The following is a 22,916-nucleotide window of genomic DNA, read 5'->3' on the forward strand; positions in this document are numbered from 1 at the left end:
GGCCGAACCGGCCGCGCGCCGCGCCGCCGCCCCGCCCGCTCCCGCCTTGCTCGCGCCCGCCCCGCCGCCGCCGGATGTGGCGGCACTGGAAGCGCGCGAAGCCGCCGCCTCCGCCCCGGACCTCGACGCGCTGCGGGCGCTGCTGGAGAGTTTCGACGGCTGCCCGCTCAAGCACACCGCCACCCGCCTCGTCTTCGCCGACGGCAATGCGGCGGCGCGGCTGATGCTGGTGGGCGAGGCGCCGGGGCGCGAGGAGGATATCGAGGGCAAGCCTTTTGTCGGCCGCTCCGGCAAGCTGCTCGACCGCATGCTGGCGGCGATCGGCATCGACCGCACGAGCGCCTACATTGCCAATGTCGTGCCCTGGCGCCCGCCGGGCAACCGCACGCCGACCCCGCAGGAAACCGCCATCTGCCTGCCCTTCATCCGCCGGCAGATCGAGCTGGCGAACCCGGACATCCTCGTCTGCCTCGGCGGCCCGTCGGCGCAGACCCTGCTCGGCATACGCGACGGAATCACCAAGGCGCGCGGGCGCTGGATGGAGTACGACACCGGCCACCGGGTCATTCCCGCGCTCGCCACCTTCCACCCCGCCTATCTCCTGCGCACGCCGCTGGGCAAACGCATGGCCTGGCGCGACCTGCTCGCCATCGAGGCGAAGCTGGCGGAAAAGCCTGACGGCGCCTAGCTTTCGCGCCCGCGCCGGCGTGCACCCCAGACAATTTGACCATAGCGTGGCTGATTTGAGTCATTCCATTGACGCGCCCGGAGGCTTACCCTGCCGGCGTCACCCTCGCTGGTGGTGACGGCGGAGGTTGAGCGATGGAACTAGATCCCACAATGTTGGCGCGCATTCAGTTCGCCTTCACTGTCTCCTTCCACATCATCTTTCCCAGCTTCACCATCGGCCTCGCCGCCTATATCGCGACGCTGGAGCTGCTGTGGATCGGCACCGGGCATGAGCGCTATCACCGCATCGCCCGCTTCTTCACCAAGATCTTCGCCGTCTCCTTCGCCATGGGCGTGGTGTCCGGCATCGTGCTGTCCTACCAGTTCGGCACCAATTGGAGCCATTTCTCCCGCGTGGTCGGCAATGTCATCGGCCCGCTCATCGGCTATGAGGTGCTGACCGCCTTCTTCCTGGAAGCGACCTTCCTCGGCATCATGCTGTTCGGCTGGAACCGGGTGCCGCGCGGCCTGCACGTGTTCTCCTGCGTCATGGTCGCGGTCGGCACCACGCTTTCCGCCTTCTGGATTCTCTCCGCCAATAGCTGGATGCAGACCCCCGCCGGGCACGAGATCATCGACGGCGTCGCCCATCCGGTGGACTGGCTGGCGGTGATCTTCAACCCGAGCTTCCCCTACCGCCTCGCCCACATGGTCACGGCCTGCTACCTCACCACCGCCTTCGTGGTGCTGGCGGTGGGCGCGCGCTATGTCTATTCCGGCCGCTACCCGGAAGACGGGCGCACCATGATGCGCATGGCGCTCGGCCTCATCGCCATTCTCGCGCCGCTGCAGGCCTTCATCGGCGACGCGCACGGGCTGAACACGCTCAAGCACCAGCCGGCCAAGATCGCCGCCATCGAGGCGCATTGGCAGAACGAGCCCGGCGCCAGCGGCGTGCCGCTGGTGCTGTTCGCCTGGCCCAATGAGAAGGAAGAGCGCAACGACTACCAGATCGCCATCCCGCATCTGGGCAGCCTCATCCTCACCCATAGCTGGGACGACACCTTCAAGGGGCTGAAGGAATACCCGCGCGACGAGCGGCCGCCGGTCGCCGTGCCGTTCTTTGCCTTCCGCGTCATGGTCGGGCTCGGCATCGTGATGATCCTCGTCGGCTGGCTCGGCGTGTTCCTGCTCTGGCGGCACCGTCTGTTCGAAACCGACTGGTATCTCGCCCCGCTGCAGCACATCTGGCCCATCGGCTTCGTCACCATCCTGTCCGGCTGGTTCGTCACCGAGGTCGGCCGCCAGCCCTGGGTCGCCTATGGCATCCTGCGCACGGCGGACGCGATCTCGCCTGTCGAGGGCTGGGCGGTGGCCACCACGCTGGCGCTGTTCGTCTTCGTCTACGGCATCGTGTTCTCCGGCGGCATCTACTACATCAACCGCCTGATCGCCCGCGGCCCGCAGGGTTCCGCCGTCGAGACGCCCGAGGGCGTGCCGAGCCGTCCGCTCACCTCGGCGCACAAGGCGACGCGCGCCGCCATCAACCATCCGGGGGAATGAACATGACCGGCGTTGGTATGGAATGGTATCTGCCCGTCATCTGGTCGCTGCTGCTGGCCGTCGCCATCGCCATGTATGTGGTGCTTGATGGCTTCGACCTCGGCATGGGCATTCTCTTCCCCTTCGCGGCCAGCGAGACCGAGAAGGACCAGATGATGAGTTCCGTCGCCCCGTTCTGGGACGGCAACGAAACCTGGCTCATCCTCGGCGGCGGCGGCCTCTTGGTCGCCTTCCCCCTCGCCTACTCCATCGTCATGCCGGCGCTGTATCTGCCGGTCATCTTCATGCTGCTGGCGCTGGTGTTTCGCGGCGTCGCCTTCGAGTTCCGCCATGTCGCGGACACCAGCCGCTTCCTGTGGAACATCGCCTTCGCCGGCGGTTCGACACTCGCCGCCTTCTTCCAGGGCGTGCTGCTGGGCGGGTTCGTGCAGGGCATCAAGGTGGAGAACAACGCCTTCGCCGGCGGGCCGCTGGACTGGGCGACCCCCTTCGCCCTGCTGTGTGGCCTTGGCGTGGTGGCCGGCTATGCGCTGATCGGCTGCGTGTGGCTGGTCATGAAGACCGACGGCGCCGCCGCCGCGCGTGCGCGGGCGCGGGCCAAGCTGCTGCTGCCAGCGGTGCTCGTCTTCATGGGCATTGTCAGCCTGTGGACGCCCATCGCCTTCCCGCGCATCGCCGAGCGCTGGTTCACCACGCCGAACCTGTTCTATCTCGCGCCGGTGCCGCTGCTCACGCTGGTGCTGGCCTATGCGGTGTGGCGCTGGCTGGAGAAGGGCCACGACAATCTGCCGTTCTTCGGCGTCATCGGCCTGTTCCTGCTCGGCTATGTCGGCATCGGCGTGTCGATCTTCCCCTATCTGGTGCCGCCCTCGCTCACCGTGTGGGATACCGCCGCCGCTCCGGCGAGCCAGGTGTTCATGCTCATCGGCACCATCTTCATGCTGCCGGTGATCCTCGGCTACATCGCCTTCGTCTACTGGCTGTTCCGCGGTAAGGTGCGCGAGGGCGAGGGCTACCACTAGAGCCTGATCCGATCAGGTTGAATCGACCTGATCGGTGAATCAGTCTCTAAAGTATTGATAGAGAACGTTTTACCGATCTGATTGCGATGCAGTCAGATCGGAACGTGCTCTAGCCGATGCAGGGAGGCGACCCGCTGCCGCCTTCCCCGCCACAGCTCAGCCGCGACGGCTCAGCCGCGCAGCACGTTCGGGCCGAAATAAAGGAACTGCCGGTCGTAGCCGGCGATGGACGCCGGATCGAGCGCGAGGTTCGGGCCGTCGAGCCGCTTCGAGGCCTTCTGGGCATCCACCCACGCATCTGCCGTCTGCAATGTGCTGAGCGTGGAGGAGGTGCCGGCCGCGAGATAATGCGTCGGGATCACCACTTTCGGCTTGAGCCGGTCCACAACGCCGTTCGCCTGCTCATAGCTGAGAATGTGCTGCGAGCCATCGACCGGCAGGGTGAGCACGTCGACCCGGCCCCATTTCTTCCACACGTCGTCCGGCGGATTGTGGCGGTTGTCGCCCCAGATGAGGATGCGCAGGCCGCCGGTCTCGACGAGATAGGTGACGTTGTCGAGATGCCCGGGATTGTTCGGGGGATAGGGATCGGCCCCGAACTCCCTCACCGCATCGATCCACTTGTACCAGCCCGGCGCATCGGTCGCGTGCTTGTCGGCCACGCCGGTGATGGTCACGTCGGCGAAGCTCCAGGTTCCCGGCACGCGGTCGAGCAGCGCGGTCGCCTCCAGCCGATCGAGCGCGTCGTGGTCGAAATGTGCGTGCGTGGAAAGCCCGACATCGACCTTGAGCTTGGGAAACTCCTTCGGGAACCACAGGCCCCAGGCGCCCGAGGGGTCGTTGCGCCAGGGGTCGAACACCAGCGTCAGCCCGGCCGGCGTGGTGATGCGAAAGGCCGTGTGCCCGAAATAGTCGATCTGCACCTTGCCGGCCGTCTCCGGCACGGCCTTCTGCAACTCCAGCACATGGTTGTTGTTGCCGGCCTGCTTCCAGGCCACGGACTGCGCCGCCGCTTTCTCGGGCCGCAGCAGTTCCGCGCCCACCGCCACCGCCGCCGCCGAGGCTGCGGCCGCTTTCAGGAAGCCGCGCCGCCCTTCACGCCCGCCACCTTCATTCTCACTCATGGAAACCTCCAATATGCTAATAATCTATAGACTATTAGATTAATTGGTCGAAGCTAGAGCGTCGTGATTGCAGGCCTTCTCACATTACAATTCTGAGGAGTAACCAGGCACCGAAAGGAACGGCACTCAGCCCGTGCGGTGGCGGGCGGTCTACTCCGCCGCGGCCAGGCGCGCGCGGACAGGCGCGAAGGAGGTGCGGTGGTGGCGGCACACGCCGAGCGCCGCCAGCGCCTGCTGATGTTCGGGCGTGCCATAGCCCATATGCCGCTCGAAGCCATAGCCGGGATGCGCGGCGCCGAGCGCGCCCATCAGCCGGTCGCGCGTCACCTTGGCGACGATGGAGGCGGCGGCGATGGACGCGACCAGCCCGTCGCCGCCGATGATGCTGCGGGCGGCGCAGGGCACGGGCGGCAGGTCGTTGCCGTCCACCAGCACGAGGCGCGGGGTGCAGGCGAGGCCGGCCACCGCGCGGGCCAGCGCCCACAGCGTCGCCTGGCGGATATTGTGGCCGTCAATGCGGACCGGCGGCGCGAAAGCCAGCGACACATCGGCCGTGGCGCAGATTTCCTCGAACAGCTTTTCGCGCTGGGGTGCCGACAGCCGCTTGGAATCGTCGAGGCCCACCGGCACCCGCGCGGGGTTTAGCACCACGGCGCAGGCGACCACCGGCCCGGCCCAGGGGCCGCGCCCAACCTCATCGACACCGGCCACCGGCACCTCGCCCGCGCGGTGGGCGTCCTGCTCCCGCGAAAAATCCGGTTTCTGTCGCGGCTCCGCCATGATGCAGGGTCTCTCATACGATTCGCCGGCGCCGGCGCGCCGGCCGGCACCATGCCCACGGCCCGTCCGCGATGCAACTTGGCGCCGTCGCAGATCCCGCTATAAGGCAGCGGCGAACGGGTGGGCGGATCATGAATTGGGCGGAACGCATTCAGGAGTTCGTCACCCTGTGGGTGGTGATCGATCCGCTGGGCACGCTGCCCGTCTTCCTTGCCGTTACCACCGGCTTCAGCGTGGCCGAGCGCAAGAAGGCGGCGGTGCTCTCGGTGATCATCTCCTTCGGCGTGCTGGTGTTCTTCGCCTTGGCCGGAAGCTGGCTGCTGCGGGCGATGGATGTGTCGATCGACTCCTTCCAGATCGCCGGCGGCATCGTACTGTTCCTGTTCGCCCTCACCATGATCCAGGGCAAGAGCCACGCCGACCCGCACGCACCGGCCGAGATGAACCCGATGGAGATCGCGGTCTATCCGCTGGCGATCCCCTCCATCGCCAGCCCCGGGGCGATGCTGGCCGCCGTGGTGCTCTCCGACAATGCACGGCACGATTTTCCCGACCGGATGATGACCATCGTCACTTTCAGCCTCGTGCTGCTGGTGACGCTCGCCATCATGCTGGCGGCGGGCCGGCTGGTGAACATCATCGGCCGCGGCGGCGCTTCCATCATCAGCCGGGTGATGGGCATGATCCTGGCCGCGATGGCGGTGGATCTCATCCTGAGCGCGGCGGCGAAGTGGCTGAACCTCCCGCCGATCTGACGGGTACTGCGCCCCCGGGGCCGCGCCCCGGGAGCCGAACGCGCGGGAACCGGCCTATTGTGCCAGTTCGGGCCGGTCGCGGAACAGCTCCAGCGATTCCGGGTTGGCCAGCGCCTCGGTGTTCTTCACCGGCCGGCCATGCACCACGTCGCGCACGGCGAGCTCGGTGATCTTGCCGGAACGGGTGCGCGGAATGTCGGCCACCGCGAGGATGCGGGCCGGCACATGGCGCGGGCTGGCCCCGGTGCGGATCTGGGTGCGGATGCGCTTGTCGAGTTCGGCGTCGAGCACCGCCCCCTCGCGCAGCCGCACGAACAGCACCACGCGCACGTCATTGTCCCATTCCTGGCCGATGGCGATGGCCTCGACGATTTCCGGAATCTGCTCGGCCTGGGCGTAGATTTCCGCCGTGCCGATGCGCACGCCCTGCGGGTTCAGCGTGGCGTCGGAGCGGCCATGGATGATCAGCCCGCCATGCGCCGTCCATTCCGCGAAGTCGCCATGGCACCACACATTGGGGAAGCGCTCGAAATAGGCGGCGTGGTACTTCGCGCCCTCCGGGTCGTTCCAGAACATCACGGGCATGCAGGGGAAGGGCTTCACGCAGACCAGTTCGCCGCGCTCGCCGGTGACCGGCCGCCCGTCGTCCGACCACACCTCGATCGCCATGCCGAGGCCCGCCGCCTGGATCTCGCCCTTGTAGACCGGCGCAGTGGGGTCGCCGAGCACGAAGCAGGAGACGATGTCGGTGCCGCCGGAGATCGAGGCGAGGTGCAGATCCGGCTTGATCGCCTCATAGACGAAGGCGAAGCTCTCCGGCGCCAGCGGCGAGCCGGTGGAGGTCACCGCCTTCAGCGCGGAGAGGTCGTGCGTGTCGCCCGGCCGCACGCCTTCCTTGCGCAGCTGGTCGATATATTTCGCCGAGGTGCCGAACAGCGCGAAGCGCTCCTTTTCGGCATAGTCCCACAGCACCGAAGCATTGGGCGCGAAGGGCGAGCCGTCATACAGGCACAGAGTGAGGTCGCTGGCGAGGCCGCTCACCAGCCAGTTCCACATCATCCAGCCGCAGGTGGTGAAGTAGAACAGCCGGTCGCCGGGGGCGAGGTCGCACTGCAGCCGGTGCTCCTTGATGTGCTGGAGCAGCGTGCCGCCGGCGCCATGGACGATGCATTTCGGCGCGCCTGTCGTCCCGGAGGAGAACAGGATGAACAGCGGGTGGTTGAAGGGCAGCCGCTCGAAGCTCAGCGGCGCCGGCGCGAAGGGGGCGATGAAGGCGTCCAGCGTCACCCCGTTCGGCAGCGCAGCCGCCACCTCCTCGGCCTGGCCGAGATAGGGCACGATCACCGTCGCCACCACGCTCGGCAGCTGCGGCACGGCGGCCCGCAGCTTCTCGGCGATGGAGACCGGCTTGCCATTGTACCAATAGCCGTCGCAGGCGACATAAACCTTGGGCTCGATCTGGCCGAAGCGGTCGAGAATGCCGCGCTCGCCGAAATCCGGCGAGCAGGAGGAAAACACCGCGCCGAGCGAGGACGCCGCCAGCATCACCGCGATGGTTTCCGGCAGGTTCGGCATGGTCGCCGCCACCCGGTCGCCGACGCCCACGCCCGCCGCGCGCAGCGCCTGCTGCAGGCGCGAGACGAGGTCGGACAAGTCGCCGAAGCGTATGTGGCGTTCCACCTTGTCCTCGCCGCGAAACACCAGCGCGACGCTGTCTCGCGCGCGCGGGCGCAGAAGGTTCTCGGCATAGTTCAGCCGCGCCTCGGGAAAGAAGCGCGCGCCCGGCATGCGGTCGCCATCGACCAGCGACGGCCCGCTGCGGCTGCCGATCACCCCGCCGAGGTCCCAGATTTCCTCCCAGAAGGCGGCGGGATGGGCGATCGACCAAGCGTGCAGCCCGCGATAATCGGTGAGCGCGGTGCCGTGGCGGGCATTCACCCGCGCCAGGAAGGCGGCGATCTGCGTGCGCGCCACCCTTTCCGGGCTCGGCGTCCACAAGGGCGCGCTCCCCGCGCTGTCCTGCACCATGCCTGCGTTGCCGTCTGCCCCCATGGCCTTCCTCCCGTTTCAGGCGCCGTTTCCTCGGCGTTTTGCACTGCAACACTCATAGCGCCGGCCACGCCGCCTGTCAGGCCATCAAACAGACACAGAGCGCCGACATGGTGCGGCAACTTTCGGTACGCCCATCTGCGCGCGCCCCGTACCTCTCCGAGCGCCGCCCTTGCTTGCGCGGCCTGGCTGCGATGGGGTAGCGAGGGCGTGGAGCCTGACGACGCAATGAAGAAATACATTCCATTCCTCCTCGTGCCGGTGGCACTGGCGATGGTGGCGGGCGTGTTCGCGCCCAAGCTCGCCTCCGAGGAAACGCTGCGTGCGCAGGCGGGAGCGATGATCGCCGCCGCCACCGGCGTGGTGCCGCGGATCGATGGCCCGGTGTCCTTCACCGTCCTGCCCCGTCCCGCCTTCACCCTTGAGGGGGTGAGCCTCGACGACCCCCGCGCCCGGCTCGAAGCCCCCTCGGTGCGGGTGGTGCTGGATGTGCTGCCGTTGCTCGCCGGCCATGTGCGGGCCGATTCCCTCGAACTCCCCGAGGCCCGGCTGATTCTCGCCGATCCCGGCGACGGGCTGGCGGCACTTGGCGGATTCATTGCCGCTCTCGGCAGCGCCGATTCGCGCGGCGATCTCGTCGTCACCAATGGCAGCGTCGCCCTCGCCCGTGGCGACGGCACGGACATGCTGGTTCCCGACGCGGACCTCGCCATTGGCTGGCGCGGCGGGGCGAATGTCACCGTGGCCGGCACCGCCATCTGGCGCGGCGAGCGGGTGGCGATCGACGGCAAGCTCAGCAATCTGCGCGCGCTGGCGGCAGGCGAGGTCGGCGGACTCTCCCTGTCCCTCGCCGCGCCGCTGGCCACCGCCAGCTTCACCGGCGGCGCCCGGCTGGCGGGCGGGCCGGTGGTGTCGGGCGATCTCAAGATCGGCGCCGGAGAACTGCGCGAGGCGCTGGCGTGGCTCGGCATGGACGCGCCGACCGAGCGCGGCTTCGGCCCGTTCGCGCTGCGCGGCATGGCGCTTCTCTCGGCGCAGGGCGCCCAGCTCAGCCAGGCCAAGCTCGATCTCGACGGCAATACCGGCATCGGCGCCTTCAATCTGCGCATCGATGGCGCCCGGCCGATGCTGCAGGGCTCACTGGCCTGCGAGACCATGGACCTCTCGCCCTATGGCGAACTCAGCCTGTCCAACCCGCATGAGGGCAGCTGGAGCCGCGAGGCGCTCGATCTCGGCCCCGCCCGGGGGCTGGATGTGGAATTGCGGCTCTCCGCCGGCCAGGTGCGGCTCGGCGGCGCCAGCTTCCAGCGCATGGCGGCCGCGGCCACCGCCAAGAGCGGGCGTCTGTCGCTCACCATCGGCGAGGCCGAGGCCTGGGGCGGCGTGTTCCGCGCCGCCGTGCAGCTCTCCCCCCGTCCCGCCGGGCCGGGAATGAATGTGCGGCTCGATCTTTCCGCCGACGATGTGGCGCTCGGCCCGGCGCTGAGCGACCTGTTCCGCGTCCAGCGCCTGGAGGGCACCGGCTCGTTCCGCCTCTCGGCCATTGGCGGCGGCGCCAGCATCATGGACATCGCCGAGGGGCTCGGCGGCGCCTTCACCCTCAGCGGCAGCGAGGGCGCGCTGGTGGGCCTCGATGTCGGCCGCATCCTGACGCGGCTGGAAAAACGGCCGCTGTCCGGCGGCGATCTTCGGGGCGGTCGCACGCCCTTCACCGATATCGTGGTCGATGCCCGCATCGCCGACGGCATCGTCAAGCTCGACCGGCTCGATCTGTCGAGCAGCACGCTGCATGTGGCGCTGACCGGCGAGAGCCCCGTGGCCTCGCGCGGCCTCGATCTTTCCGGCGTCGCCCAGCTGGTGCGCGCCACCCCGGCCGGCAAGCTGGCCAAGGCCGCAGCGCCGGCGCCAAATCCCGCGCCGGTGCCGAATGCCGCGCTGGCGTCGGGTTCGCTGGCCGCCGCGAGCGCGGCAAGTGCGGAAAGTGCCGCCCCGTCCGTGGCCGGCGTGGCGGCAAGCCTCGCCGCCGACAATTCGGCGCTCACGGCCAGCGCCGCCGCACCGGCGGTCACGGTGGCGTTCGAACTGCCCTTCATCGTGCGCGGCGACTGGCTGCGGCCGATCCTTCTGCCCGACCCGCAGGCGCTGATCCGCCGCTCCGGCGCAGGCCGCGCGCTCCTCGCGCCGTCAGAAAAGCTCGAAGTCTCCGCCCCGGCACCCTGAGACTACTCCGCCAGCACCCGTGTCGAGGGGAAGATGCTTCCGGAGGGGTACCTTAGGTTATTGATCAGGCAGGATATTTTCGACTGTCGATGCGGTGCACTGGACCAAAAACTTGGAGTGAGGTCAAGCGAAGCGCGATGATTTTCGGCCAGCGGTGTGAGCGCGTATCTGAACTAGGCAGATGCAGGACTTTCCCCCTCTGGGGTAGGCGCTCCGTTTACCCGGCCATCGAGGTCGAGCAGCCAGCGCAGATAACTGGCGCCTTGGCTCACCATGAGCGCTCCCAAGCTCTGCGGCATATCGTGCGGTTCCTCACTGCCCGGCGCGTGCCGCTCGAAATGCGCCGCGTTGATCCAGTTCTTGTACCCGCGGAGGGCTGAAGTGGCCTCCAGAATAAGATGCCTATTACCAACGTATGCCGCTTGGACGAGAGGGGTGTAGACCTGTTCCGCCTTATCCGCCGCGAGGCGCGGTTGAGCCGGGTCGATGAGTTTGAACAGGATTTCGTTGGCCCGAAAGGTATGATACGTCGAACGAGACCAGTCAGGGTTGACGGCGGTCAGTGCGGCTTGCCCTTCCTCAAATTCCTTTCGGATAGCTCGATACCTGTCTCGATCCATCCGGGCCAATGCCGCTTGAATCGTGGCGGCAAACTCATTGTCGACCTTGGGACGAACCTCGCCTCGGGAGGTGACTTCGTAAGCGACATTCTCTTCCGCGAACGCGGCTGCAACCTCCTTGATATACCTCTCGCTCTCTCTGCCAGTGAGCATAACGACGCCTAGCGTCACAAAATCGAGAAGGTCTCTCACCTCGCACTTCAGCAGCCAGTCGCTGAAGTGATGGCCGTAGGCGCTAGAGGGAACCTCCACCCCAAGTTTCCGCCTAATCAGGCGCGCCATATCGTCGTGCGTCAGCTCAAATTGGCTTGCAATTGCGGCCAAGCGGACGCGCAGTCGGCGGCTGTCGGGAAGCAGCGCTTCGGGCTGCATGTAGGCTCGGCTGTAAAGCGTCGGCATGAAGTTCCCCGTGTGGGGATGAAAATACCACAAGGACCGATCTGTCCAATAGGCCTTGCCCATCCGGACACGTCCGCTTCCGTTCCCAGGTAAAGCCGCCAGCACGCGTTCTAAGCTCTTGTGTGCGTCCAGTTCACGGGCTCGCACTGATTTCGTCCGGACGGCCCCTTTCTTATCTCGCCACGTGGCGTGACGCGCAGGGCTACTCCGCCAGCACCCGCGTCGAGGGGAAGATGATCTCGACGATGGTGCCGACATCCACTGCGCTGCGGATGTTGAAGGCGGCGCGGTTGGCTTCCGCCAGCGCCTTGGTCAGCGGCAGGCCGAGGCCGGTGCCGCCGGAACCGGCACGGGCCGAGGTGGTGATCTGGCGGAACGGCTCCATCGCCACCATCACGTCGGATTCCGACATGCCGACCCCGGTGTCGCGCACCCGCAGCACCACTTCGCCTTCCTCCGTCAGCGTCGTCGACAGGATCACCTGCCCGCCGGGCTGGGTGAACTTGATCGAGTTGGAGACGAGGTTGAGCACGATCTGGCGGATCGAGCGCGTGTCGGCCACCACGGGCGGCAGATCGGTGGCGAGCGAGGAGCGGATGATGATGCGCTCGCGGTTCGCCTGCGGCTGCATGATGCCCATGCACTGCTGCACGACCTCGTTCAGCGACACGCTGGTGAAGGCGAGGTCGAGCTTGCCGGCCTCGATCTTGGAGAGGTCGAGCAGGTCGTTGATCAGCGAGACGAGGTGCTCGCCGGAGGCGTGGATGTCGCGCAGATAGTCGCGGTAGCGCTGGTTCTCCACCTGGCCGAAACGCTCCTCCATCATGACTTCGGAGAAGCCGATAATGGCGTTGAGCGGGGTGCGGATCTCGTGGCTGATCTTGGCGAGGAAGTCGGACTTGGCGAGGTTGGCGCGCTCGGCGAGCCGCTTGGCCTCGATCAGTTCCTCCTCGGCGCGCTTCCACTGGGTGATGTCGCGCAGCACGGCGCAGAACTTCGTGGGATCGTCGCCGACCCGGCCGACCGTCATGAACAGCGGGATCAGCCCGCCCTCACGCACGCGGCCGATCACCTCGCGCCCGTCATTGAGCACGCTGGCGACGCCGTTGGCGGCGAGGCCGTCGAGATAGTCGACCGCCGCGCGGTGGCTCTCCGGCGCCAGCAGCAGGGTGAAGGATTCGCCCTTCACCTCGCCGGCCGGGAAGCCGAACAGCGCCTCCGCCGGGTGGTTCATCGACAGGATGGTGCCGGCGGCGTCGATCAGCACCACGCCATCGGTGGCGGTGTCGAGAATGGCGCGCAATTCGCGGCTGGAACGCTCCGCCTCGCGCAAAGCGAGTTCGGCTTGGCGTAGCCGTTCATCGGCCAGCGCCTCGGCCGCCGCCGCTTCAGCGGAGAGGTCGTCCGGCGTCGCCGCCGGCGCCGTCGACCGGTGCAGCACATAGAGCATCGCCGGCCCGCCCTCCCAGGGGGAGGACATCAGCCGCGCCTCGACGCGGATCGGCGCGCCCTCGGCGCCGACGATGGTCAGCGGCACGTCCCCGCCCCCCGCCGCCGGGGCGGTGTCGAACAGGCCGGAAAGGCCGCCGGCCGCTTCCAGCGCGGCGAGGTCTTCATGCCCGGTCCAGTCGAGCAGCGCGCGGTTGGCATAGAGCAGCCGGTCGCCGCGAAAGGCGAGCAGGCCGAGCGGCAGCCGATCCAGCACCGGGCGCTCGCCCTCGGCGAGAACGCGGCGCAGGCCGGTGCTGTCCGTGGCGGCGGTCTCGACGGGGCGCGGGGTCTCCGGCGGCGTCTCGCGGGGGAGCGCCGGCGCCGGCGGCTCGATGACCGGCTCGGCGGGCGTGTCGTCGAGGTCGTCCACGCCTTCCAGCCGCGCGCCAAGGGCGCGGGCGATGTCGCGGAAGGCGTTGCGCTCGCCGGTCGACAGCCCCTCCCAGGAGGAGCGGGCGGCGTCGCGGCCAGGTTCGCCGCCGGCGCGCAGCGGCACCACATTGGCCGGCGACGGTACGAGGCTCAGCGTCACCCGCACCGGCGCGGCGGGCTCGGGCGCCGGGGGCGTGGCCTCGGGGAGACGCGGCGCCGGCGGGCTCACCGGGGGGGAAAGCTCCGGGCGGGCGGGCGTCTCGGCCCGCGCGTCCAGCGGCCGGCGGCCCTTGATCACGCCGAAGCCGCGCATGCCGTCGCCACGGATGGGCGCGCCGCCGAGCTCGATGGCCAGCCCCTCGCCGCGCGCGGTGGGCAGAAGCAGCGACAAATGGGTGAAGCTGCGCCCTTCCAGCACCGCGCGGTGGGCGTCCGGCGCACCGAGCGCGCGCCAGTCGCGGCCGGCGAGCTCGTCCGGCGTGCGCTCCAGCGCGGCGGCGAGGCGGGGGTCGATGCGGTTCAGCCGCGCATCCGGGCCGGTGCTCCAGGTGAAGCGGGCGGGCGCCGCTGCGGGCGCCTCCGGCGACGAAGCGCTCTCCGCCGGCGCGGCGGGGGCACGGACGGGCTTGGCGTCGAGCCCGACGAGCAGCAGCGCGCGGGCGCCGCCGGCCGCAATCAGCGAGCAGGCGAAGGTGACGGGGGTGAGCGCGCCCGCCACGCGCAACCGCTCCAGCCGCGCCGGACGCGACGGGCGCAGCGTGGCGGCAAGGCGCGGCGCCAGCGTGGCGAGAGTCGCGGCGTCGAGCAGGGCGCGGCCGGCGTCGTTGGCGTCGAGCACGCGGCCATCGGCGAGGGCGAGCACCGCCGGCGCCGCCCCGGCGAGCGCGGTCGCCGCCTGAGCACGCAGGTTCTGCGTCGCCAATGTGCCGATGTCGTCGGTGGTCATGTGCGCCCGAATGATCCCGCCGGTGAGAACCGGATGCCGCAAACGGAGGCCCCGCAAGGACCCGCCGCCGCATTCCAACAATAATGCGGGCCGGCGCCGCTTGCCATGCGCCGCCTGCCCTGTCGCGCCAGCTTCACCTTTTCCGGTTAATTGGTTGCCACCGATCCCGGTTAACCAAGTGCAACCGGCCGGCCCGCAGCGGCGCGAATTCGGTTGCGTTTTGCTTGTACCCTACTACTTTTGATGTAGGCATCCGGCCGGATAGAAGTGCCTTCCGTTGCGTCTACACTCCCACATTGTCATCCGGAGGAGTTTTCGCCATGGCCGACAATCCGAAACTCGACGTTCCCCCCGAGCTGCGCGCCATCGCCGAGCAGGGCGTGGGGCAGGCGCGCGCGGCCATTGATGGCCTGCTCGGCGCCGCGCACAAGGCGCTCGACGACGCCAGCCGCCATGTCGACACGGCGCAGGGCAATGCCCGCGAGTTCGGCCGCACCACGCTGGATTTCGTCGAGGCCAACATCGCCGCCGGCTTCGACTTCGCCTCCCGCCTCGCCGGCGCCACCACGGTGGACGAATGGGCCCGCCTTCACGCCGAATATGTGAAGGAACAGGCCGCTCGCCTCGCCGAGCAGGCCAAGGCGCTGGGCCAGCACGCCAGCGCCGCTTCGCCCTTCGGCAAGGGCGATAAATAGGCCTCCGCGCCGCTCTGCCGGGCGGCACGACGCCCGCTGAGTTAAAAAAGTGAAAAAATTCGCTCGTCAGGGCAAATTGTGCATTGCAATATGATGTTGCATTGCACAATATTAGGGGACAAGACAAGGCAGAGGGTCGGGTTTCACTCGGACAGGCCTTTGCCGGTCAGGGCGCGACCGCAGGCGCGGAGCGGTTGTCGCCAGTTCCCAATCCACCGCGACTGCGAGGAGAACCCCCATGGTCGACCCTGCCCCCGTCACCCCCACCCCGAAGAAGACCGCCAAGGCGGCCACCGCCGCTTTCGAGTCGTCGCTGCCGAAGTTCGAAATCCCGACGTTCGAAGTTCCGAAGTTCGATGTCGCTTCCGCCGTCGAAGTGCCCGCCGTGGTGCGCGAGCTGGCCGAGAAGAGCGTGCAGAACGCGCGCGAGACCTATGAGAAGTTCAAGGCCAACGCCGAAGAGACCACCGACCTCCTGGAAGACACCTATTCCACCGCGTCGCGCGGCCTCGCTGAGTACAACACGGCGGCGCTGGAATCCCTGCGCACCAATGTGAACGCCGCCTTCGACTATATGGGCGCGCTGTTCGGTGCCAAGAGCGTGTCGGAAGCGGTGGAACTCTCCACCGGCCATCTGCGCAAGCAGTTCGACGTGCTCTCCAGCCAGGCCAAGGAACTCTCCACCCTGGCGCAGAAGGTCGCCGCCGACACCGCCGAGCCGATCAAGGCCTCGGTCGAGAAGACGATCAAGAAGGCGTCCTGATCGCTGCTTCGCCGTTGAGATCGAACCCGGTCCGCGCCCCGCGCGGGCCGGGTTTTTTCATGTCTGGCGCGCCATTGAGTCCCCGCCAGCCGCGCATGACGATTTATGACAGCGCCACCCCTTGCCGCGCGCTTGACTCAATCCGGTACCATTCCTATCTCGGCGGCGGTTTGGCACTCACTTATGAAGAGTGCTAATACGCTTCTCACCAGCGCCGCACCGGCGCGCGACAGGAAGACCGAGGATCTACCGATGGCCCAGCTGAAGTTCCGCCCCCTGCATGACCGCATCGTGGTGAAGCGCCTCGACGCCGAAGAGAAGACGGCGGGCGGCATCATCATCCCCGACAGCGCCAAGGAAAAGCCCTCGCAGGGCGAAGTTCTCTCCGTGGGCCCCGGCGCCCGCGACGAAGCCGGCAAGCTCGTCCCCCTCGACGTGAAGGCGGGCGACAAGGTGCTGTTCGGCAAGTGGTCGGGCACCGAGGTCAAGATCGACGGTCAGGACCTCCTGATCATGAAGGAATCCGACGTGATGGGCATCGTCGGCTGAGCCGACCTTCGCTCTCCGGACGTAACGATTTTCAGGAGTAGGCCAGATGGCTGCCAAAGACGTTAAATTTGCCGGCGATGCCCGCGAGCGGATGCTGCGCGGCGTCGACATCCTCGCCAATGCGGTGAAGGTCACGCTCGGCCCCAAGGGCCGCAATGTCGTCATCGAGAAGAGCTTCGGCGCTCCCCGCATCACCAAGGACGGCGTCACCGTCGCCAAGGAGATCGAGCTCGAGGACAAGTTCGAGAATCTCGGCGCCCAGCTGGTGCGTGAGGTCGCTTCCAAGACCAACGACCTCGCCGGCGACGGCACCACCACCGCCACCGTGCTCGCCCAGGCCATCGTCCGCGAAGGCGCCAAGTTCGTCGCCGCCGGCATGAACCCGATGGACCTCAAGCGCGGCGTCGATATCGCCGTGGCCGAGGCGATCAAGGACATCGAGAAGCGCGCCAAGAAGGTGAAGAACAGCGACGAAGTCGCTCAGGTCGGCACCATCTCCGCCAATGGCGATGCCTCCATCGGCGAGATGATCGCCGGCGCCATGCAGCGCGTGGGCAATGAGGGCGTCATCACCGTCGAGGAAGCCAAGACCGCCGAGACCGAGCTCGACGTGGTCGAAGGCATGCAGTTCGACCGTGGCTACCTCTCCCCCTATTTCATCACCAATGCCGAGAAGATGACGGTGGATCTCGAAGATCCCTACATGCTCATCTTCGACAAGAAGCTCTCCGGCCTGCAGGCGATCCTGCCCGTGCTCGAAGCCGTGGTGCAGTCGGGCAAGCCGCTGCTCATCATCGCCGAGGACGTGGAAGGCGAGGCGCTGGCCACGCTCGTGGTCAACAAGCTGCGCGGCGGCCTGAAGGTCGCGGCGGTGAAGGCTCCGGGCTTCGGCGATCGCCGCAAGGCCATGCTGGAAGACATCGCCGTCCTCACCGGCGGCCAGGTCATCTCCGAAGAGCTCGGCATCAAGCTTGAGAGCGTCAACCTCTCCATGCTCGGCCGCGCCAAGAAGGTGGTGATCGAGAAGGAAAAGACCACGATTGTCGACGGCGTCGGCAAGAAGAAGGACATTGAGGGCCGGGTCGCGCAGATCAAGGCGCAGATCGAGGAGACCACCTCGGACTACGACCGCGAGAAGCTGCAGGAGCGCCTCGCCAAGCTCGCGGGCGGCGTCGCGGTGATCCGCGTCGGCGGCGCGACCGAAGTGGAAGTGAAGGAAAAGAAGGACCGCATCGACGACGCGCTGAACGCCACCCGCGCCGCGGTGCAGGAAGGCATCGTTCCCGGCGGCGGCATCGCCCTGCTGCGCGCCAAGAAGGCGGTCGAGAAGCTCTCCTCCGACAACCCGGACATCCAGGCCGGCATCAAGATCGTGCTGCGCGCGCTTGAAGCCCCGATCCGCCAGATCGCCGAGAATGCCGGCGTGGAAGGCTCGATCGTGGTCGGCAAGGTGCTGGAGACGAAGGACCAGAACTTCGGCTTCAACGCCCAGACCGAGCAGTTCGTCGACATGATCGCCTCCGGCATCGTCGACCCCGCCAAGGTCGTGCGCACCGCGCTGCAGGACGCCGGTTCGGTCGCCGGCCTGCTCATCACCACCGAAGCCATGATCGCCGACGCGCCCAAGCGCGACGCCGGCGCCCCCGCCATGCCGGGCGGCGGCGGCATGGGCGGCATGGACTTCTGAGGAAGTCCGTCCGCCCCTGCGGTTGGTTGAGTGCCTGAACCGGGCAAGCCCGGTTCAGGTGGCGGCAGGGACTTCCTCGGGGGTCCATCCGCCCCTGCGGTTGGTTGAGTGCCTGAACCGGGCAAGCCCGGTTCAGGTGGCGGCAGAGAACATCAAGGGCGCGGCGCGAGCTGCGCCCTTTTTGCTGGGGCAACGCGGCGTCATCCCGAGGTGCCCGGCAACGCCGGGCCTCGAAGGACGCAGACCCGCCCCGCTGGATAAGTGAGAGTTTGCCCTCAGCCCTGCCGGGGCCGGGAGAGCCGCGCCAGCAGGATCACCGGCACCAGCCCGACCAGCACGATGAGCAGCGCCGCCAGCGCGCCGTCCTCATAGGTGCCGCGCGCCGCTTCGGAATAGACATGGCTCGCCAGCGTCTCGAAGTTCAGCGGCCGCAGCATCAGCGTCGCCGGCAGTTCCTTCATGCAGTCGACGAACACCAGCAGCGCGGCGGTGGCCAGCGCCGGCCGCAGCATCGGCAGATGGATCAGCCGCACCACGCCGCCGGGCTTCTCGCCGAGGCTGCGCGCCGCCATGTCGAGCGTCACCCCCACCTTGCCATAGCCCGCCTCCACCCCGCCGATGGGAATGGCGAGGAAGCGGATGACATAGGCGATGATCAGCGCCGCGCCGGAGCCCGACAGCAGCAGCCCGGTGGAAATGCCGGTCAGGCGCTCGGAGAGGTGCGAAACCAGATTGTCGAAGCCGGCCAGCGGCACCAGCAGCCCCACCGCCAGCACCGTGCCCGGCACGGCATAGCCCAGACTCGCGAGGCGCAGCGCCAGCCCGGAGCGGAGCGCCCCGGTGCGCAGCGCCACCACCACGGCGAAGCCGAGCAGCAGCGCGAGCGCGGTGCCGAGCGCGGCGAACAGCGCGGTATTGGCCGCCTCGTGCAGGATGGTCTCCGAAACGCCGTGGAAGGCCACGCGCTTCCACGCCGCCAGCGCCAGATGCCCGGCCGGCAGCACGAAGCCGAGCAGGATGGGGATGAGGCAGGCGAGGAAGGCGAGCACCGACGCCCCGGCGGAGAGCGTGCGCCGCGCCGGCGGACGGGCGCGCTCGCCCACCGTGCCGCTCTTCAGCTTGCGCCGCCCCCAGCGCTCCAGCAGCACCAGCGCGAACATCAGCGCCAGCATGCACAGCGCGATCTGCGCCGCGCCCGGCAGGCTGGAGCGGTTGAGCCAGGTTGAATAGATCGACAGGGTCAGCGTCTGCACGCCGAGGAATTCCGAGGCGCCGATGTCGTTCACCGTCTCCATCAGCGCCAGCGTCACCCCCACCGCGATCGCCGGGCGGGCGAGCGGAAGGGCGATGCGGAAGAACGCCTCCCCCGCCCCCGCCCCCAGCGTGCGCGCGGCGTCGAGCACGGAAGCGGTCTGCACCAGGAAGGCGGCGCGGGCGGAGAGATAGACATAGGGGTACAGCACCAGCCCGAGAAGGATGATGCAGCCCGGCAAGGTGCGCACCTCCGGCAGCCAGAGATCGCGCGGGCGCAGGCCGAAGCTGGTGCGGATCAGCGTCGGGATCGGCCCCAGCGGGTGGACCGCATCGACATAGACGAAGGCCTGGATGTAGGTCGGGATGGCGAGCGGGAGCAGCAGCGCCCATTCGAACACGCCGCGCCCGGGAAAGCGGCACACCGCCACCAGCCAGGCCGTGCCGGTGCCGATGATGGCGACGAACAGGCCGACGCCGACCACCAGCATCGTGGTCTCATACAGCGCGTGCGGAATCACATTGGCGATGAGGTGCGGCCACAGATCGGGTGCGCCCTGCAGCGCGGTCCAGGCCAGCGCCAGCAGCGGCAGCAGCACCAGAAGCACGACCGCCCCCGCCGCCGCCCGCACGAGGCGGGAACCGGTCAAGGGGGCGCGGCGCGGGCTGGGGGAAAGGACCAGGCTCATCTCGGCAAATGTCCCGGAGCGGCGAACCACCCCGGGACCCGTTCATGTCGGGGGAGAAGGCGGCGCGGGCGGCGCCGCCGGGTCGGTTCAGTTGTCGAAGCCGACCTTGTCGGCGAGATCGGTCGCCGCCTTGCGCGCCTTGGCGACCTGCACCAGATCGATATTGTCGACCTTCAGCGGGCCGAAGGCGGCGATGATCGGGTCCGCCGGAACGCCGGGCACCACGGGATATTCGAAATTCGCCTTGGCGTAGATTTCCTGCGCCTCCGGCGAGACGAGATATTCCAGCAGCTTGACCGCATTGCCCTTGTTCGGGGCGTTCTTGGCGACGCTGGCGCCGGAAATGTTCACATGCGTGCCGCCATTCTCGAAGGTGGGCAGCACGACATTGATCGCCTTGCCCCATTCCTCCTGCTCGGGGCCGCCCTTGCCGGAGCGCATCAGGCCCACATAGTAGGAATTGGCGAGGCCGATGTCGCAGATGTCGCCGAGAATGTCGCGCGCCACTTCACGGTCGCCGCCGGCGGCCTTGCGGGCGAGGTTCGCCTTCACGCCCTTGAGCCACTCCTCGGCCTTCGCCTCGCCGTGATGGACGATATAGGCGGCGATCAGCGCAGTGTTGTAGGGGTGCTTGCCCGAACGGATGCAGACCTCGCCCTTCCACTTCGGGTCGGCGAAGCTCTCATAGGTGATCGCCGTGTCCTTCACCCGGTCCTTGGCGGTGTAGGCGACGCGGGCGCGGGCGGAAAGGGCGAACCACTCGCCTTCCTTGCCGCGCAGATTGGCGGGAATGGCCTTTTCCAGCGTGTCGGAGCTGACCTTCTGCGTCACGCCCTGATCGACGAGGTCGAGCAGCGCGCCGACATCCACCGTCATCAGCACGTCGGCGGGGGAGGCGTCGCCCTCGGCCTTCACGCGCTCGGCAAGGCCTTCCTTGACGAACACGCTGTTGACCTTGATCCCGGTCTTCTCGCTGAACGCGTCGAACAGCGGCTTGGCGAGGCCCGGCTCGCGGGTGGTGTAGATGTTCACCACCTCTTCCGCCGAAGCGGCGAAGGGCGCGAGGGCGAGCGTCGCGGCAATGAAGCCGGAAAGCGCGTAGCGGGAAAGCGAGCTGCGGGCAGGCATGGGCGTCTCCTGTGTGCGCACCACCGTCAAGGGGCGGTTGCATGGTGGACGGTACGTCTGTCCGAGGCGGTAGCCGACGTGGCCCCGCCGGTCAACGAAAAGCGAAGTGAAGTCAATAGGTTAGAATAAGTCTAAGGAAAGGCGTCCGGCCTGTCTGGCGCCGGATCGCAGCGCCGCCGAGCCCCGGCGGAGACCGCCCGCCCGTTGCCGCCACCCGAAACGAAAAGGGCCGGTCTGACGACCGGCCCTCCGCTAAACCTCTGGCACAAGCGGCGAAACGCTCACTCCAGCTCGCCGATATGGTGCTGGGCGTAGAGCTGCAGGCCCAGGGTCTTGATCAGGTCGAGCTGGGTTTCGAGGAAGTCGATATGGCCTTCCTCGTCCGTCATCAGCGCCTTGAACAGATCGCGGCTGGGGTAGTCCTGCACGCTCTCGCAATAGGTCGCGGCTTCCTGGTAGAGCGCGCGCGCCTCGATCTCGGCGGCGAGATCGCACTCGATCACTTCCTTGATGTCCTGGCCGATGCGCAGCGGGTCCAGCACCTGCAGGTTCGGCAGACCTTCGAGGAACAGGATGCGGTCGATGAAGCGATCCGCGTGCTGCATCTCCTCGATCGACTCGGCGCGCCACTTGGCGGCGAGCTTCTTGAACCCCCAATTGTCCAGCATGCGGTAGTGCAGCCAGTATTGGTTGATCGCGGTAAGCTCCGAGCGGACGCCGCGGTTGAGATATTCGATGACCTTTGAATCGCCCTTCATGGCGCCGCCTCTCCTGTTGCGAGTAGCGGCATCTTTTTAGAAAACTTCTAAGGAGAAGGCAACCACTCTTCCACAGATCGCGCGCGAGAGACCGCGCGGCGCTTCACTCGGCCGCGATGGCCGGCACTGCCAGCGCGGGCTCGTGATGCGCGTGGCCGTGGGAATGGCCATGGGGATGGCTGTGATCATGGGCATGCGGCGCATGCCCATGCGGGAGATGGGAATGCGAGCCGTGGGAATGCGGCGCATGGGTGTGGGCGGCATGGGTGTGAGCCGCATGGCCTTGGGGCGCGTGGTAGTGCGGCGCCGCGGGGTGCGCGTGCGGGGCGGGCGCCCCCTCCCCCTGCAGGGCGGCCGGGCATTCACGCGGGCACACCGAACAGGCGCTGGCGTTCACATCGTCGAGCAGCTTGCGGATGGTGCGGGCGCAGCGGCCGCACTGCGCGCTGCAGCCGAGGCAGCGATACACCTGCCCCACCGTTCGCACGGGCGCCGTCGTCTCCGACACCGCGCTGCGGATCTGACGATCGGAAAGCACATTGCAGGAACACACGATCATCGCGACGCGAAACCGAAGTTTTCAGGCGTTTAGAATTATTCTAAATATCGCCTTTCTCTTCTCTTTTCGCGCTATTCCGCCCGAGCGTCAATCGGCAAATGCCAATCTGCCGATCATGTGAGGTGATCGACTAGTCTTCGTCGCGATAGATTTTAGAAGTTCCAGATTAAGCGCCGGAACTCATCTCATCTGCACTTTTGAATGGCACCAAACTGGCGCCCTCGAACCCCGGCACGCGCGCGATCGGGTCGCCGGCCAGCCGGGCATAGAGCACATGGTCCTGCCAGCGGCCGTCGATGCAGAGATATTCGCGCCCATACCCCTCGCGCCGGAAGCCGGCGCCCTCCAGCAGCCGCATGGAAGGGGCGTTGCTCGGCAGGCAGGCGGCTTCGATCCGGCGCAGGCCCAGCGTGCCATGGGCGAAGGGCAGCAGCGTGCGCACCGCTGCGCTCATATAGCCCTGCCCGGCGAAAGGGGCGCCCATCCAGTAGCCGAGGCTGGCGGTCTGGGTCACGCCCCGGCGCACATTGGACAGCGACAGCCCGCCCAGCAGCACACGGTCGGCGCGGCGGATCACCAGGAAGGGATAGGCCGCGTCCTCGCGCACATCGCGGGCATAGCGGCGCATGCGGCGCCGGAACGAGCCGCGCGTGAGGTCATAGGCCGGCCAGGTCGGCTCCCACGGGGAAAGGAACTCCCGGCTCTGCTCGCGCAGGGCCGCCCAGGCGGCGAAGTCCGACATGTTCGGCAGGCGCAGCAGCACGCTCGCCCCCTCGACGAGCATCGGGGGCTCAGACCAGGACACGGTGCGAAACAGGGCCATGTGC

19 protein-coding genes are annotated in these 22,916 nt (G+C 67.9%); 9 read left to right on the forward strand and 10 right to left on the reverse strand.

From position 1 onward, the window contains the following. The 3 genes from ACO07Z_RS06135 to cydB form a co-directional block, all read left to right on the forward strand. A partial coding sequence (locus ACO07Z_RS06135) for a uracil-DNA glycosylase (protein ID WP_421697894.1) occupies positions 1-688 on the forward strand: 688 nt, incomplete at its 5' end. A 134-nt stretch (positions 689-822) separates the two neighbouring features. After that, the gene (locus ACO07Z_RS06140; protein WP_421697895.1) at positions 823-2,232 is read left to right on the forward strand and encodes a cytochrome ubiquinol oxidase subunit I; all 1,410 of its coding nucleotides are present in this window, start codon (positions 823-825) and stop codon (positions 2,230-2,232) included. Then, positions 2,229-3,254, forward strand: coding sequence for a cytochrome d ubiquinol oxidase subunit II (cydB, locus tag ACO07Z_RS06145; RefSeq protein WP_421697896.1), 1,026 nt, complete (start codon positions 2,229-2,231; stop codon positions 3,252-3,254). The genes ACO07Z_RS06140 and cydB overlap by 4 nt, the downstream gene beginning before the upstream one ends. A gap of 170 nt (positions 3,255-3,424) precedes the next feature. Here cydB and ACO07Z_RS06150 read toward each other — a convergent pair whose 3' ends face one another. Both ACO07Z_RS06150 and ACO07Z_RS06155 read right to left on the reverse strand, forming a co-directional pair. Then, positions 3,425-4,378, reverse strand: a complete 954-nt coding sequence (locus ACO07Z_RS06150; protein WP_421697897.1) for an MBL fold metallo-hydrolase — start codon at positions 4,376-4,378, stop codon at positions 3,425-3,427. 150 nt (positions 4,379-4,528) lie between these two features. Next, on the reverse strand, positions 4,529-5,158 hold the full coding sequence (locus ACO07Z_RS06155; RefSeq protein ID WP_421697898.1) for a ribonuclease HII: 630 nt from the start codon (positions 5,156-5,158) through the stop codon (positions 4,529-4,531). A 131-nt stretch (positions 5,159-5,289) separates the two neighbouring features. On the opposite strand from ACO07Z_RS06155, the gene ACO07Z_RS06160 reads away from it, so the two are divergent. Then, complete coding sequence (locus tag ACO07Z_RS06160; protein ID WP_421697899.1) at positions 5,290-5,913, forward strand: MarC family protein; 624 nt, start codon at positions 5,290-5,292, stop codon at positions 5,911-5,913. A 54-nt stretch (positions 5,914-5,967) separates the two neighbouring features. Here the strand turns inward: ACO07Z_RS06160 and ACO07Z_RS06165 are convergent, their stop codons facing one another. Further along, positions 5,968-7,965: an acetoacetate--CoA ligase gene (locus ACO07Z_RS06165; RefSeq protein WP_421697900.1), complete on the reverse strand. Its 1,998-nt coding sequence runs from the start codon at positions 7,963-7,965 to the stop codon at positions 5,968-5,970. Between the two features lie 225 nt (positions 7,966-8,190). On the opposite strand from ACO07Z_RS06165, the gene ACO07Z_RS06170 reads away from it, so the two are divergent. Continuing rightward, positions 8,191-10,182: an AsmA family protein gene (locus ACO07Z_RS06170; RefSeq protein ID WP_421697901.1), complete on the forward strand. Its 1,992-nt coding sequence runs from the start codon at positions 8,191-8,193 to the stop codon at positions 10,180-10,182. 173 nt (positions 10,183-10,355) lie between these two features. Here ACO07Z_RS06170 and ACO07Z_RS06175 read toward each other — a convergent pair whose 3' ends face one another. Together ACO07Z_RS06175 and ACO07Z_RS06180 are read right to left on the reverse strand one after the other, a co-directional pair. Next, positions 10,356-11,201 (reverse strand): hypothetical protein, encoded by an 846-nt coding sequence (locus ACO07Z_RS06175; RefSeq protein WP_421697902.1) that lies wholly within the window; start codon positions 11,199-11,201, stop codon positions 10,356-10,358. A 202-nt stretch (positions 11,202-11,403) separates the two neighbouring features. Continuing rightward, positions 11,404-14,010 (reverse strand): histidine kinase dimerization/phospho-acceptor domain-containing protein, encoded by a 2,607-nt coding sequence (locus ACO07Z_RS06180; RefSeq protein WP_421697903.1) that lies wholly within the window; start codon positions 14,008-14,010, stop codon positions 11,404-11,406. Between the two features lie 320 nt (positions 14,011-14,330). Here ACO07Z_RS06180 and ACO07Z_RS06185 point away from each other — a divergent pair, with 320 nt between their 5' ends. The 4 genes from ACO07Z_RS06185 (at position 14,331) to groL (ending at position 17,704) form a co-directional block, all read left to right on the forward strand. Continuing rightward, complete coding sequence (locus ACO07Z_RS06185; protein WP_421697904.1) at positions 14,331-14,705, forward strand: phasin family protein; 375 nt, start codon at positions 14,331-14,333, stop codon at positions 14,703-14,705. 238 nt (positions 14,706-14,943) lie between these two features. Beyond that, on the forward strand, positions 14,944-15,468 hold the full coding sequence (locus ACO07Z_RS06190) for a phasin (RefSeq protein ID WP_421697905.1): 525 nt from the start codon (positions 14,944-14,946) through the stop codon (positions 15,466-15,468). Positions 15,469-15,729: 261 nt separating this feature from the next. Beyond that, entirely contained in the window at positions 15,730-16,017 is a 288-nt protein-coding gene (locus ACO07Z_RS06195; protein WP_026221330.1) for a co-chaperone GroES, read from the forward strand. Positions 16,018-16,063: 46 nt separating this feature from the next. Then, a complete protein-coding gene (gene groL, locus ACO07Z_RS06200) occupies positions 16,064-17,704 on the forward strand; it encodes a chaperonin GroEL (RefSeq protein WP_421697906.1) in 1,641 nt (546 codons plus the stop codon). Positions 17,705-17,979: 275 nt separating this feature from the next. On the opposite strand, the gene ACO07Z_RS06205 is transcribed toward groL, so the two are convergent. The 5 genes from ACO07Z_RS06205 to ACO07Z_RS06225 form a co-directional block, all read right to left on the reverse strand. Next, positions 17,980-19,644, reverse strand: a complete 1,665-nt coding sequence (locus ACO07Z_RS06205) for an ABC transporter permease (RefSeq protein ID WP_421697907.1) — start codon at positions 19,642-19,644, stop codon at positions 17,980-17,982. Positions 19,645-19,731: 87 nt separating this feature from the next. After that, complete coding sequence (locus tag ACO07Z_RS06210) at positions 19,732-20,772, reverse strand: Fe(3+) ABC transporter substrate-binding protein (protein ID WP_244378008.1); 1,041 nt, start codon at positions 20,770-20,772, stop codon at positions 19,732-19,734. 281 nt (positions 20,773-21,053) lie between these two features. Continuing rightward, positions 21,054-21,530, reverse strand: coding sequence for a bacterioferritin (gene bfr, locus ACO07Z_RS06215; RefSeq protein WP_244378011.1), 477 nt, complete (start codon positions 21,528-21,530; stop codon positions 21,054-21,056). Positions 21,531-21,633: 103 nt separating this feature from the next. Further along, positions 21,634-22,089: a (2Fe-2S)-binding protein gene (locus tag ACO07Z_RS06220; RefSeq protein WP_421697908.1), complete on the reverse strand. Its 456-nt coding sequence runs from the start codon at positions 22,087-22,089 to the stop codon at positions 21,634-21,636. A 166-nt stretch (positions 22,090-22,255) separates the two neighbouring features. Further along, positions 22,256-22,912: a GNAT family N-acetyltransferase gene (locus tag ACO07Z_RS06225; protein WP_421697909.1), complete on the reverse strand. Its 657-nt coding sequence runs from the start codon at positions 22,910-22,912 to the stop codon at positions 22,256-22,258. Between the last annotated feature and the right edge of the window lie 4 nt (positions 22,913-22,916).

The sequence above is a fragment of the Ancylobacter sp. genome (assembly GCF_965229075.1).
GTDB lineage: Bacteria > Pseudomonadota > Alphaproteobacteria > Rhizobiales > Xanthobacteraceae > Ancylobacter.

Bases quoted from the DNA above. Each gene is read 5' to 3' on its own strand.
- ACO07Z_RS06185 (WP_421697904.1), top strand. From the start codon at position 14,331: ATGGCCGACAATCCGAAACTCGACGTTCCCCCCGAGCTGCGCGCCATC.
- cydB (WP_421697896.1), top strand. From the start codon at position 2,229: ATGAACATGACCGGCGTTGGTATGGAATGGTATCTGCCCGTCATCTGG.
- ACO07Z_RS06175 (WP_421697902.1), bottom strand. From the start codon at position 11,201: ATGCCGACGCTTTACAGCCGAGCCTACATGCAGCCCGAAGCGCTGCTT.
- bfr (WP_244378011.1), bottom strand. From the start codon at position 21,530: ATGAAGGGCGATTCAAAGGTCATCGAATATCTCAACCGCGGCGTCCGC.
- ACO07Z_RS06190 (WP_421697905.1), top strand. From the start codon at position 14,944: ATGGTCGACCCTGCCCCCGTCACCCCCACCCCGAAGAAGACCGCCAAG.
- ACO07Z_RS06155 (WP_421697898.1), bottom strand. From the start codon at position 5,158: ATGGCGGAGCCGCGACAGAAACCGGATTTTTCGCGGGAGCAGGACGCC.
- ACO07Z_RS06210 (WP_244378008.1), bottom strand. From the start codon at position 20,772: ATGCCTGCCCGCAGCTCGCTTTCCCGCTACGCGCTTTCCGGCTTCATT.
- groL (WP_421697906.1), top strand. From the start codon at position 16,064: ATGGCTGCCAAAGACGTTAAATTTGCCGGCGATGCCCGCGAGCGGATG.
- ACO07Z_RS06150 (WP_421697897.1), bottom strand. From the start codon at position 4,378: ATGAGTGAGAATGAAGGTGGCGGGCGTGAAGGGCGGCGCGGCTTCCTG.
- ACO07Z_RS06140 (WP_421697895.1), top strand. From the start codon at position 823: ATGGAACTAGATCCCACAATGTTGGCGCGCATTCAGTTCGCCTTCACT.
- ACO07Z_RS06170 (WP_421697901.1), top strand. From the start codon at position 8,191: ATGAAGAAATACATTCCATTCCTCCTCGTGCCGGTGGCACTGGCGATG.
- ACO07Z_RS06165 (WP_421697900.1), bottom strand. From the start codon at position 7,965: ATGGGGGCAGACGGCAACGCAGGCATGGTGCAGGACAGCGCGGGGAGC.
- ACO07Z_RS06160 (WP_421697899.1), top strand. From the start codon at position 5,290: ATGAATTGGGCGGAACGCATTCAGGAGTTCGTCACCCTGTGGGTGGTG.
- ACO07Z_RS06225 (WP_421697909.1), bottom strand. From the start codon at position 22,912: ATGGCCCTGTTTCGCACCGTGTCCTGGTCTGAGCCCCCGATGCTCGTC.
- ACO07Z_RS06205 (WP_421697907.1), bottom strand. From the start codon at position 19,644: ATGAGCCTGGTCCTTTCCCCCAGCCCGCGCCGCGCCCCCTTGACCGGT.
- ACO07Z_RS06180 (WP_421697903.1), bottom strand. From the start codon at position 14,010: ATGACCACCGACGACATCGGCACATTGGCGACGCAGAACCTGCGTGCT.
- ACO07Z_RS06220 (WP_421697908.1), bottom strand. From the start codon at position 22,089: ATGATCGTGTGTTCCTGCAATGTGCTTTCCGATCGTCAGATCCGCAGC.